Origin of the sequence: Pseudomonas sp. CP4 (assembly GCF_047758505.1) — a bacterium.
Classification (GTDB): domain Bacteria; phylum Pseudomonadota; class Gammaproteobacteria; order Pseudomonadales; family Pseudomonadaceae; genus Aquipseudomonas; species Aquipseudomonas fluorescens_AO.
Window position 1 is genome coordinate 302,689 of record NZ_CP180489.1, and the last position, 12,450, is coordinate 315,138.

The following is a 12,450-nucleotide window of genomic DNA, read 5'->3' on the forward strand; positions in this document are numbered from 1 at the left end:
TACATAGATGTTGGCCATAATCAAAACCGTTGACAGTTTAGATTTCGATCATCATCCTAAAGGCCCGCAATCAGTCTTCTACTGAAAAGAGCCCACACCATGACTACTCGCCCTACTGTTCTGATCACTGGCGCCTCCTCCGGCATCGGCGCGGTCTACGCCGCACGTTTCGCCCAACGCGGGCACGATCTGGTGCTGGTCGCCCGTGACCAGGCGCGCCTGGACACCCTTGCTGCCGGTTTGCGCGCTGAACACAACGTCGATGTCGAAGTGCTACAGGCCGACCTCACGCAACTGAGCGACCTGCAAACCGTCGAGGCTCGTCTGCGTGACGACGCGCGCATCGGCATCCTCGTCAACAATGCCGGCGCCGCGCAGTCCGGGACATTCATCGAACAGAGCACCGACAGCGTGGCGCAACTGGTCGCGCTCAACACCACCGCGCTGGTGCGTCTGGCCAGTGCCATCGCCCCGCGCCTGGCCAAGGCTGGCGACGGCGCGATCATCAACATCGGCTCGGTGGTGGGCCTGGCGCCGGAGTTCGGCATGTCGGTGTATGGCGCAACCAAGGCGTTCGTGCTGTTCCTCTCCCAGGGCCTGAGCCTGGAGCTGTCGCCACAGGGCGTGTACGTGCAAGCCGTATTGCCTGCGGCCACTCGCACGGAAATCTGGGACCGCGCTGGTATCGACATCAACACCCTCAGCGACATCATGGAAGTCGGCGACATGGTCGACGCCGCGCTGGTCGGTTTCGACCGTCGCGAAGTCGTGACCATCCCGCCGCTGCACGAAGGCGAGCGCTGGGATGCCTTGCAAGCGGCGCGGCAAGGCCTGTTGGGGCAGATCCGCCAGTCGGCGGTGGCGCAACGTTATCTGACTCAGGCCTGACCTCATCCAGACCCGCCGCAATGCCGGCGGGTTTCTACCGACAAGAGCATCCGTAATGAAGGCATTTTTCATCGAACGCTACGGCAAGCAGAGCGGCCGGATTGGCGACGTCGCCGAGCCGGTTGTCGGCGCAAACGACGTGTTGATCAAGGTGCACGCCAGCAGCGTCAACCCGCTGGACCTGAAGATTCGCAGCGGCGAATTCAAGATGATCCTGCCTTATCAAATGCCTTTGATATTGGGCAACGATGTCGCCGGCGTGGTGATTGGCAGCGGTGCAGCGGTCAAGCATTTCAAGCCGGGCGATGAGGTTTATGCGCGCGCACCTGAAAACGCGATCGGCACGTTTGCCGAACGCATTGCCGTCAACGAACAAGCGGTCGCGTTAAAACCCACCAATCTCGATATGACCGAGGCGGCTTGCATGCCGCTGGTGGCGTTGACGGCGTGGCAGGCCCTGGTCGATGTCGCCAACGTGCAAAAGGGCCAGAAGGTGTTGATTCACGCCGGCTCCGGTGGCGTCGGTACGGTCGCCATTCAACTGGCCAAACACCTCGGCGCTTTTGTTGCGACTACGACCAGCACGGCGAATGTCGCGTGGGTCAAGGCGCTGGGCGCTGATCTGGTGATCGATTACAAGCAGCAGGATTTCGCCATTGAGCTGCGCGACTACGACGTGGTGCTCAACAGCCTTGGCGGCGATGTGCTGGAGAAATCGTTGAAGGTGTTGAAACCGGGCGGGCAACTGATTTCCCTGTCAGGACCGCCGACTGCGCGGTTCGCTCGGGAGCAGGGGTTGTCGTGGCTGCTCGGACTGGTGATGCGCCTGCTCAGCAGTGGTGTTCGCCGTAAAGCACGCAAACACGGGGTGGGTTATTCGTTTCTGTTCATGCGTGCCGATGGCGTTCAGTTGCAGAAAATCACTGCGTTGATTGAGGCCGGGGTGATCAAACCGGTGGTTGATCGTACTTTTCCGTTCGATCAGATAGCTGACGCGTTGCACTACGTTGGACAAGGTCGGGCCAGGGGCAAGGTTGCCATCACTGTTGATCAGGCTGCGCAATAAATGCCAGAGGACGATCAGCAACTGCCCCCGGAACCTGAATCCGATCCACCACTTGTGGAAGAACCGCTGAAACCACCCCTGATCGAATGGCGACCGCTGCTGCTCGAGCCTTGAGAAGCCGTCTCGCCTTGCATTTTGCCCATCCTGCACCACGCTTGATTCACAGAAGTGCACGTTTTCCTGGCAAAACTGCGGTTAACTGAATGGTTAGTTACCGTTATAATCCCGCGCTTCATTCAAACGGGACTTTCAATGTGAACCACAGTCAACGCGTCTCAGGCGTTTCAACGTTCATTCTGGTCGGCCTTGGCGTGATCATCGCCCTGCTCGGTCTGGCGCTCGCGGCCGGCGGTGTGAAGCTGGTCAGTCTGGGCGGTTCCTGGTACTTCCTGGTCGGCGGTCTGGCGATGACCGTTTCCGGGGTGCTGATCGCACTGAAGAAAACTGCAGGCGCCTGGCTGTTCGCCGCGTTTCTAATGGCCACCGCGATCTGGGCCGTGGCTGACGCCGGGCTGGTGTTCTGGCCGGTGTTCTCGCGGCTGTTCATGTTCAGCGCCATCGGTATGGTCGTCGCTCTGGTCTACCCGCTGCTGGCGCGCGCCAATGGCCGCGTGGCCGGTCGTGGCGCGTATGCCGTGGCCGCTGTGCTCGCGGTCGGTGTGGCCGTTGCGGCGGGCAACATGTTCGTCGCCCACCCAACCGTTGCCGCCACTGGCACTGGCCCGGGCCTGACTCCGGTCGAGCCGGCCAAGGCGCAGAAAGACTGGGCCCACTATGGCAACACCGAAGGTGGCAGCCGCTTCGCCGCGCTCGATCAGATCAACCGCAACAACGTCGACAAATTGAAAGTCGCGTGGACCTACCACACAGGTGACGTCGCCGAGAGCGATGGCAACGGCGCCGAAGACCAGCTCACCCCACTGCAGGTCGGCAACAAAGTCTTCATCTGCACCCCGCACAACAACCTGATCGCGCTGGACGCCGACACCGGCAAGGAAATCTGGAAAAACCAGATCAACGCCCAGTCGAAAGTCTGGCAGCGCTGCCGTGGCATGGCCTATTTCGATGCAACCGTCACCATCGCTCAGCCGAGCAACTCTTCGATCATCGAAGCCAAACCGGCGCCGGCTGCCAACTGCCAGCGTCGTCTGCTGACCAACACCATCGATGCCCGCTTGATCGCGGTCGATGCTGACACTGGCGAGTTTTGCCAGGGTTTCGGCAACAACGGCCAGGTCGATCTGAAGGCCGGCCTGGGTGATGTGCCGGACAGCTACTATCAATTGTCGTCCGCGCCGTTGATGGCCGGCACCACCGTTGTGGTTGGTGGTCGCGTCGCCGACAACGTGCAGAGCGACATGCCGGGCGGTGTGATTCGTGGTTTTGACGTGATCACCGGCGTCATGCGCTGGGCGTTCGACCCGGGCAACCCGCAGGATCGCAACGCGCCGGCCGATGGCAAAACCTACGTGCGCAGCACGCCGAACAGCTGGGCGCCGATGTCCTACGACGCGGCGACCAACACGGTGTTCCTGCCGATGGGCAGCTCGTCCACCGACATCTATGGTGTCGAGCGCAGCGAACTGGACCACAAGTACGGCGCTTCGATCCTCGCGCTCGACGCCAGCACCGGTGAAGAACGCTGGGTGTTCCAGACCGTGCACAACGATCTCTGGGACTTCGACTTGCCGATGCAGCCGAGCCTGATCGACTTCGACAAGGACGGTCAAAGCGTTCCGGCGCTGGTCATCGGCACCAAGGCCGGGCAGATCTATGTGCTCGACCGCGCCACCGGCAAGCCGCTGACCGAGGTCAAAGAAGTACCGGTGAAAGCCGCGAACATCCCTAACGAGCCGTACTCGCCGACCCAGCCGAAATCCGTGGGCATGCCGCAGATCGGCGCGCAGCACCTGACCGAATCGGACATGTGGGGCGCCACGCCGTACGACCAGTTGCTCTGCCGCATCGACTTCAAGAGCATGCGCTACGACGGTCTGTACACCGCACCGGGGACCGACAAATCGCTGAGCTTCCCAGGTTCGCTGGGTGGCATGAACTGGGGCAGCATTTCCACTGACCCGGTACACGGTTTCATCTTCGTCAACGACATGCGCCTGGGTCTGTGGATTCAGATGATTCCGTCGCAAAACAAAGGCCAGGCCGCTGGCGGTGGCGAAGCACTGAACACCGGCATGGGCGCTGTGCCGCTCAAAGGCACGCCGTACGCGGTGAACAAGAACCGCTTCCTCTCGGTGGCTGGCATTCCGTGCCAGGCGCCGCCGTTCGGCACTCTGACCGCGATCGACATGAAGACCCAGAAAGTCGCGTGGCAGGTTCCGGTCGGCACCGTTGAAGACACCGGTCCCCTGGGCATCCGCATGCACCTACCGATCAAGATCGGTCTGCCAACCCTCGGTGGCACCCTGTCGACCCAGGGCGGCCTGATCTTCATTGCCGGTACTCAGGACTTCTACCTGCGCGCCTTCAACAGCGGCAACGGTGAAGAAGTCTGGAAAGCCCGTCTGCCGGTCGGCAGCCAGGGCGGCCCGATGACGTACGTTTCGCCGAAGACCGGCAAGCAGTACATCGTCGTCACCGCTGGCGGCGCACGCCAGTCGACCGATCGTGGCGATTACGTGATGGCTTACGCCCTGCCGTAACTCGCTGCCGCACCACCAACCTCCCCCAGCGCGCGGTGCCCAAAAGCACCGCGTCGCCGTTTTATTGCGTTAAAGATTTCAGCAGGAAGGATTCACATGTCATCGGCTGTTCGCTTTTCTCGTACCAAGCTTTCCATTGGCCTGTTGCTGGGCCTGAGCTGCAGCACTGCCCTCCCCGCGCTGGCGGCCAGCGAGTCCGATCTGCTGAGCCGCAGCACCCTGAGCGGTGACTGGGGCGGCCTGCGTCATCAACTCGATGAAGATGGCATCAGGTTCACTGGCGATTACAGCGGCGAAACCGCCTATAACGCCGACGGCGGCCTGCACCGCTCGGCGCGCTACTCGCAGAACATCAAGCTCGGCGTGCAGTTTGATCTGAGCAAGATCTATGGCGTCGACAATGCCGGCAAGGTGCAACTGACCATCAACGACCGTCGCGGCAACAGCGCTTCGGAAGATCTGGTCGGCAACCGCCTGCCGATTCAGGAAAACTACGGCGGTCTGTACACGCGCCTGACTGAACTCAGTTACGAGCGCAGCCTGTTTACCCCGGCGCTGAACGTAAAGCTCGGCTACATGGCCATGGGCAACGACCTCGGCGGTCTGGATAGCGGCATTCTGTGCAACTTCATGAATGCCGGTTTCTGCGGTCACCCGCTGAACATGTCCGGCGGCAGCGGCTGGACCAACTACCCCAACGCGCGTCTGGGCGTGCGGGTCAAATACGACCTGTCGCCGTCCTGGCAGTTGCGTGTGGCGGCGTTCAACGTCGACCCGGAGAGCAACGGCAATTCCAGCCGCGCCTGGCATCTGGGGCCGAAGCACACCACTGGCACCGTCGTGCCGATCGAGCTGGTGTACAAGCACGCCGGCGAGCTGCCGGGCGAGTACAAGGTCGGCTATTACTACGACAGCTCCGACGTCAAGCGCATTGGCAGCGACGATGAAGTGTCCGGGCGTGGCGGGCATTATTTGCTGATCGATCAGGCCGTATGGCGTTCGCCGACCTCCGAGGGCCGCAGCCTGCATGCGTTCGGTCAATATTCGGCGGCCAGTGCAGCGGCTTCGCCGTTCAGCAAGTGGTACGGCACTGGCGTGGTTTTGTACAAACCGTTCGAAGGCCGCCCGCGTGACACCCTGGCGCTGGGCTATGGCCGCGCCGTGCCGAACCCGCGCAGCCGCGATGTGCAACAGGATGCCGCGCTGGACAACGGTGCTGCGTTCCCGAACCTCGACAGCGCCGAGCAGTTGATCGAATTGGGCTACGGCTACCAGGCCACCCCATGGCTGACCCTGCGCCCGAACCTGCAATACATCATCGAACCGGGCGCGTTTTCCGGCCAGGACATCGACAATGCGCTGGTGGTCGGTTTGCAGGTGAAGGCTGCGCTTTAAGCCTCGCGGTGAATGTAATGCCGCCTTCGTGAGCAAGCCCACTCCCACAAGATTCGGCGGCGTGCTAAGAATCCCGGCACAACACAGATCCACTGTGGGAGCGAGCTTGCTCGCGAAAGCGCCGGGTCAGGCGAAGGCGATGTTGGATGTGCCGCCCTCTTCGTGAGCAAGCCCACTCCCACAGGATTCGGCGGCGTGCAAAAAATCCCGGCACAACACAGATCCACTGTGGGAGCGAGCCTGCTCGCGAAAGCGCCGGGTCAGGCGAAGGCGATGTTGGATGTGCCGCCCTCTTCGTGAGCAAGCCCACTCCCACAGGATTCGGCGGCGTGCAAAGAATCCCGGCACAACACAGATCCACTGTGGGAGCGAGCCTGCTCGCGAAGGCGCCGGGTCAGGCGAAGGCGATGTTGGATGTGCCGCCCTCTTCGTGAGCAAGCTCACTCCCACAAGATTCGGCGGCGTGCAAAGAATACCGGCACAACACAGATTCGCTGTGGGAGCGAGCCTGCTCGCGAAAGCGCCGGGTCAGCCGAAGGCGATGTTGGATGTGCTGCCCTCTTCGTGAGCAAGCTCACTCCCACAAGATTCAGCGCCGTGCAAAAAATCCCGGCACAACACAGATCCGCTGTGGGAGCGAGCTTGCTCGCGAAAGCGCCGGGTCAGCCGAAGGCGATGTCGGATGGGCTGCCCTCTTCGCGAGCAAGCCCACTCCCACAGGATTCGGCGGCGTGCAAAAATCCCGGCACAACACAGATCCACTGTGGGAGCGAGCCTGCTCGCGAAAGCGCCAGGTCAGGCGAAGGCGATGTCGGATGGGCTGCCCTCTTCGTGAGCAAGCCCACTCCCACAAGGTTCGGCGGCGTGCATTGAATCCCGGCACAACACAGATCCACTGTGGGAGCGGGCTTGCTCGCGAAAGCGCCGGGTCAGGCGACTGCGATGTTGAATGTAGCGCCGCCTTCGCGAGCAGGCTCGCTCCCGTGGGATACGGAGGATTTGCGGCGGGCGGAAATTAATTCTGCCGTCGGTGAATTATTTCGTGTCCGCATGTATCTGAGGCAGAAGAACCGGCGCCATCATGGAGATGGCATCGCAGCGGTAATCTGGATCAGCGAGCGGGAACAGCGCAATGAAATCACGCAAGAACACTGTCAAACCGATCGGTTTGAAAGACATCACCATCGTCGACGACGCCAAGATGCGCAAGGCGATCACCGCCGCCGCACTGGGCAACGCCATGGAATGGTTCGACTTTGGCGTCTACGGCTTTGTCGCCTATGTGCTCGGCAAGGTCTTCTTCCCCGGCGCCGATCCCGGCGTGCAAATGATCGCCGCCCTGGCGACCTTCTCCGTGCCGTTCCTGATTCGTCCACTGGGCGGGCTGTTCTTCGGCGCACTCGGCGACAAATACGGGCGGCAGAAAGTCCTTGCCGCGACCATCGTCATCATGTCCCTGAGCACCTTCGCCATAGGCCTGATTCCGTCCTATGCCTCGATCGGCATCTGGGCGCCGATTCTGCTGTTGCTGGCGAAAATGGCTCAGGGTTTCTCGGTCGGTGGCGAATACACCGGCGCTTCGATTTTCGTCGCTGAATACGCCCCGGATCGCAAGCGCGGTTTCCTCGGCAGCTGGCTGGACTTCGGCTCGATCGCCGGTTTCGTCTTCGGCGCCGGCGTGGTGGTGATGATTTCGACGATCCTTGGTGAGCAGCGCTTCGAGGAATGGGGCTGGCGGATTCCGTTCTTCCTCGCCTTGCCACTGGGCATGATCGGCCTGTACCTGCGCCACGCCCTGGAAGAAACTCCGGCGTTCCAGCAGCACGTGGAAAAACTCGAACAAGGCGACCGTGAAGGTCTCGCCGGTGGCCCGAAAGTCTCGTTCAAGGAAGTTGCGACCAAACACTGGCGCAGCCTGATGACCTGCATCGGCGTGGTGGCGGCGACCAACGTCACCTATTACATGTTGCTCACCTACATGCCGAGCTACTTGACGCACAACCTGCATTACAGTGAAAACCACGGCGTACTGATCATCATCGCGATCATGGTCGGCATGCTGTTCGTGCAGCCAATGATCGGTTTCATCAGTGACAAGATCGGCCGCAAACCCTTCATCGTCGTCGGCAGCATCGGTCTGTTCATCTTCGCCATTCCGGCGTTCATGCTGATCAACAGCGGCAGTATCGGCCTGATCTTCTGCGGCTTGCTGATTCTCGCGGTGCTGCTCAATTTCTTTATCGGCGTGATGGCCTCGACCCTGCCGGCGATGTTCCCCACCCACATCCGCTACAGCGCCTTGGCCAGTGCCTTCAACGTTTCGGTGCTGATCGCCGGTCTGACCCCGACCGCCGTGGCCTGGCTGGTGGAAAGCACCAACGACCTGTACATGCCCGCCTACTACCTGATGGTCATCGCCGTGGTCGGCCTGGTCACCGGTGTAACCATGAAGGAAACCGCCAACAAACCCCTGCGCGGCGCCGCCCCGGCAGCCTCCGACCTCGAAGAGGCCAAGGAACTGCTGCAGGAGCACCACGACAACATCGAGCAGAAAATCGAAGACATCGATGCCGAAATCGCCGAGCTGGAGGCCAAGCGCAAAGTGCTGGTTCAGCAGCATCCGCGCATCAACGAATAATCCGCTGGACGCAAAAAAATCGGCGGGGCCGTCACCCCGTCGATTACTCGAAGCGCGGCTTGGTGTTAAATAGGCGCCAGTCTCAACCTTGTCGCTTAAAGCCGTGCAACGAGAACCGCTATGAATACCCCTGCCCAGAACATCCACGCCCAACAGGTGACCCCATGATCGAAGTCACCGAAGTCTCCATCGCGCAATTGCGCGCCGCCCTCGAATCCGGCCAGACCACTGCTGTGGAATTGGTGCAAGCCTATCTGGCGCGCGTCGATGTCTATGACGGTGCCGATACGCCGACAGCCCTCAACGCCGTAATCGTGCGCAATCCTGAAGCGTTGAACGAAGCACGCGCCTCCGACGCCCGCCGCGCCAAAGGTGAATCCCTTGGCCCGCTCGATGGCATTCCCTACACCGCCAAGGACAGCTATCTGGTCAAGGGCCTGACCGCCGCCTCCGGCAGTCCGGCGTTTGCCGATCTGGTTGCCCATCGCGACGCTTTCACCATCGAGCGCCTGCGCGCGGCCGGGGCGATCTGTCTGGGCAAGACCAATATGCCGCCGATGGCCAATGGCGGTATGCAGCGTGGCGTTTATGGCCGGGCGGAAAGCCCGTACAACGCTGCTTACCTCACCGCGCCGTTCGCCTCCGGCTCTTCCAATGGTGCCGGTACCGCGACTGCTGCGAGTTTCGCGGCGTTCGGTCTGGCTGAGGAAACCTGGTCGAGCGGCCGTGGCCCTGCGTCGAACAACGGCCTGTGCGCCTACACACCGTCGCGCGGAGTGATTTCGGTGCGCGGTAACTGGCCGTTGACCCCAACCATGGACGTCGTCGTGCCGTTCGCGCGGACCATGGCCGACCTGCTCGAGGTACTCGACGTAGTTGTCGCCGAAGACCCGGACACCCGTGGCGACCTGTGGCGTCTGCAACCGTGGGTGCCGATCCCGCGTGTCAGCGAAGTGCGCCCGGCGGCGTACAGCGAACTGGCCGTCGACGCCAAAGCCCTGACCGGCAAACGCTTCGCCATCCCGCGCATGTACATCAATGCCGACCCGGACGCCGGCACCAGTGACGCCCCCGGTATCGGCGGCCCGACTGGCCAGCGCATCAATACCCGCCCGTCAGTGATCGATTTGTGGAAGCAGGCGCGCCAGGCCCTCGAAGCCGCCGGCGCCGAAGTCATCGAATCCGATTTCCCGCTGGTCTCCAACTGCGAAGGCGACCGCCCCGGCGCGCCAACCGTGTTCACTCGTGGCTTGGTGTCGAAAGAATTCCTGCATCATGAACTGTGGGATCTGACGGCCTGGGCGTTTGACGATTTCCTGCAAGCCAACGGTGACCCGAAACTCAATCGTCTGGTCGACGTCGACGGGCCGAAAATCTTCCCCCATGACCCTGGCACCCTGCCCAACCGCGAAGGCGATCTGGCCGCCGGCATGGACGAATACGTGCGCATGGCCGAACGCGGCATCACGCCGTGGAATGAAATCCCTACCGTGCCTGATGGCTTGCGCGGTCTGGAGCAGACCCGACGCATCGACCTCGAAGACTGGATGGATAAACTTGGTCTCGACGCCGTGCTGTTCCCGACCGTCGCCGACGTTGGCCCGGCGGACGCCGATGTCAATCCAGCCTCGGCCGACATCGCCTGGAGCAATGGCGTCTGGGTGGCCAACGGTAACCTTGCGATCCGCCACCTCGGCGTACCCACGGTCACCGTGCCGATGGGCGTCATGGCCGACATCGGCATGCCGGTCGGCCTGACTTTCGCCGGCCGCGCCTACGACGATTCGAACCTGTTGCGCTTCGCCGCCGCCTTCGAATCCACCGGCAGCAAACGCCAGATCCCACCGCGTACGCCGCCACTGTCCTGATCAGCGCAACCGCAAGCCCGCTCTCAGCATTGATGAAGTGCTGAGGGCGGGCTTACTGATCCGCCGTCTGCATCCCTGCTCGCGTCGATTTGCCCAGTGCATGGGCAAAAAATCGTCCGGCTTCGGAAATCAGGTTGCGGTGAATATCCTCGCGATCCACTCCATCAGCATCGGTGCACAACGCTGGCATGGCGCGGATCTGCTCTTCATTGCATGGCGCCAGAAACACGAAGTGCCCTGCCCCGGCCAGCAGCTTGAAGTCCGGCGCGGTGGGCAGCTTGCGCGCCAGGGCAGCCGCGTTTTTATCAAAGGCCACCAGTTTGTCGCCGTCGCCGCTGTAGAGCAGCACCGGTACGTGCACATCGGCGAGGGTATGGCGGCCGAACTTCAGGCTCAGCGGCGCCATCAGCAATAACGCGTGAACCCGTGGATCGGCCACCGGCTGCAAGTCATCGCGATCGACAATCAGCTCACCCTGGGTGTTGCAGGCGTCGTGATCGTCCGGGCGTTCCTGGCAATAGCGGCGTAGACGATCAAGATCCGGCTGGGCGCCGGAAAGAATCAACGCCGTCTCGCCCCCCGCCGAATAACCGATCACACCGACCTGATCAGCATTGACGAACGGCGCCAGCATGTTATCGGCGAGCGTCGCGGTGATCGCTTGGGAAATCTGGATCGGTCGCCCGTAAAGATTGCTCAACGTGCCGAGTCGGCTGTGGTCGCGGGAGTTGTCGCCGGGATGAATCACCGCCACCACTACGAAGCCCTTGCGCGCCAGCGACGTGGCCAGATCATGCAAGGCCAGCGGCGTACCGGTGTTGCCATGGGAAAGCATCAACATCGGAAAGCGGCCGATGGCGACTTTGGTGTCTTCTCCGGCCTCGACCGAGTAACCCTCAAGCAAACTCATGTGCTCGCGGTCACTGGACGGGTAAAAAGCGATGGCGCGCATCGGTTGCAGATCGAGCGGGTCGAGAAAGGTCATCTCGTGATAACCGACGCTCCAGACCGGGTGTCGCCCCGGCGCGGCCTGCACTGAATTCAGGCTGCCCAGCAGGCAAATCAGCAACATTGCACAAAGATGCCTCATGAATGCCCCACCCTGGTTGGACCACATCGTTGGATGTGCTGAAACTGCATAACCCGGGCCAGATTATGTAACAGCCAGAAACAAAAAACTCCGTAATCGGCCCTTGCAGAAACCAGAATACAGAGTTTTTTGGCGATTACCTGAACATCAGCTGTTCTTTACGCAAGCCTTACGCGGCGGCGAACAGTTGCTCGCTGATCTTCGCTTGCGCAGCGTTCATGGCGTTATTGCGCACTTCTTCGCCATAGGCCAGACCTTCAGCGCGGACGATTTCGATGTCGGTGATGCCTAGGAAACCGAGCACCAGCTTCAGATATTCCTCGTGAGCGATGCCGCTGGCCTGCCCGGCGTGGATGCCGCCGGAGGTCGACACGATGACCACTTTCTTGCCACCGCACAGGCCTTCCGGGCCGGCTTCGGTGTAGCGGAACGTCTGGCCGGCAACGGCAACGCGGTCGATCCACGCTTTCAATTGGGTTGGCACAGTGAAGTTGTACATCGGCGCGGCAATCACCACGGCGTCCGCAGCGATGAATTCGGCCAGGGTCGAGGCGCTCAGCTCGGCTTCGTGCTGTTGCGCAGCGTCGCGCAATTCGGCGGTGGTGCCAGCGGCGACCAGTGTGTTGGCCGAAAAATGGCTGATGGCATCGGCGGCCAGGTCGCGGTAGGTGACCACGGCGCTCGGCTCGGCGGCTTGCCAGGCGTCGACGACTTGACGGCTCAACTGACGGGAAGCCGAGTTGTCGCCCAGAATGCTCGAATCGATGTGCAACAGTTTCATGTGGGTGCTCCTGAAAGAATCGCCGGTGGCGACGGAATGGAGACAATCCTACGCAACAAACCAA

8 protein-coding genes are annotated in these 12,450 nt (G+C 61.7%); 6 read left to right on the forward strand and 2 right to left on the reverse strand.

The window, feature by feature from the left end:
* The first annotated feature begins 99 nt into the window (after positions 1-99).
* The 6 genes from ACMYUN_RS01180 to ACMYUN_RS01205 all read left to right on the forward strand — a co-directional run bounded on the left by ACMYUN_RS01180 (position 100) and on the right by ACMYUN_RS01205 (position 10,515).
* Positions 100-888, forward strand: coding sequence for an SDR family NAD(P)-dependent oxidoreductase (locus tag ACMYUN_RS01180; RefSeq protein ID WP_415762500.1), 789 nt, complete (start codon positions 100-102; stop codon positions 886-888).
* Positions 889-943: 55 nt separating this feature from the next.
* Entirely contained in the window at positions 944-1,954 is a 1,011-nt protein-coding gene (locus ACMYUN_RS01185) for an NADP-dependent oxidoreductase (protein ID WP_415762501.1), read from the forward strand.
* 254 nt (positions 1,955-2,208) lie between these two features.
* Positions 2,209-4,614, forward strand: coding sequence for a glucose/quinate/shikimate family membrane-bound PQQ-dependent dehydrogenase (locus tag ACMYUN_RS01190; RefSeq protein ID WP_415762502.1), 2,406 nt, complete (start codon positions 2,209-2,211; stop codon positions 4,612-4,614).
* A 96-nt stretch (positions 4,615-4,710) separates the two neighbouring features.
* Positions 4,711-6,009, forward strand: a complete 1,299-nt coding sequence (locus ACMYUN_RS01195) for a carbohydrate porin (protein ID WP_415762503.1) — start codon at positions 4,711-4,713, stop codon at positions 6,007-6,009.
* 1,132 nt (positions 6,010-7,141) lie between these two features.
* Complete coding sequence (gene proP, locus ACMYUN_RS01200; protein ID WP_039760584.1) at positions 7,142-8,647, forward strand: glycine betaine/L-proline transporter ProP; 1,506 nt, start codon at positions 7,142-7,144, stop codon at positions 8,645-8,647.
* Between the two features lie 164 nt (positions 8,648-8,811).
* The gene (locus ACMYUN_RS01205) at positions 8,812-10,515 is read left to right on the forward strand and encodes an amidase (RefSeq protein ID WP_415762504.1); all 1,704 of its coding nucleotides are present in this window, start codon (positions 8,812-8,814) and stop codon (positions 10,513-10,515) included.
* Between the two features lie 52 nt (positions 10,516-10,567).
* On the opposite strand, the gene ACMYUN_RS01210 is transcribed toward ACMYUN_RS01205, so the two are convergent.
* Positions 10,568-11,605 (reverse strand): alpha/beta hydrolase family protein, encoded by a 1,038-nt coding sequence (locus ACMYUN_RS01210; RefSeq protein ID WP_415762505.1) that lies wholly within the window; start codon positions 11,603-11,605, stop codon positions 10,568-10,570.
* A gap of 169 nt (positions 11,606-11,774) precedes the next feature.
* A complete protein-coding gene (locus ACMYUN_RS01215) occupies positions 11,775-12,386 on the reverse strand; it encodes an FMN-dependent NADH-azoreductase (RefSeq protein ID WP_415762506.1) in 612 nt (203 codons plus the stop codon).
* Positions 12,387-12,450 lie beyond the last annotated feature (64 nt).

Coding starts and splice junctions, on each gene's coding strand:
- ACMYUN_RS01210 (WP_415762505.1), bottom strand. CDS start 11,605: ATGAGGCATCTTTGTGCAATGTTGCTGATTTGCCTGCTGGGCAGCCTG.
- proP (WP_039760584.1), top strand. CDS start 7,142: ATGAAATCACGCAAGAACACTGTCAAACCGATCGGTTTGAAAGACATC.
- ACMYUN_RS01185 (WP_415762501.1), top strand. CDS start 944: ATGAAGGCATTTTTCATCGAACGCTACGGCAAGCAGAGCGGCCGGATT.
- ACMYUN_RS01195 (WP_415762503.1), top strand. CDS start 4,711: ATGTCATCGGCTGTTCGCTTTTCTCGTACCAAGCTTTCCATTGGCCTG.
- ACMYUN_RS01205 (WP_415762504.1), top strand. CDS start 8,812: ATGATCGAAGTCACCGAAGTCTCCATCGCGCAATTGCGCGCCGCCCTC.
- ACMYUN_RS01180 (WP_415762500.1), top strand. CDS start 100: ATGACTACTCGCCCTACTGTTCTGATCACTGGCGCCTCCTCCGGCATC.
- ACMYUN_RS01215 (WP_415762506.1), bottom strand. CDS start 12,386: ATGAAACTGTTGCACATCGATTCGAGCATTCTGGGCGACAACTCGGCT.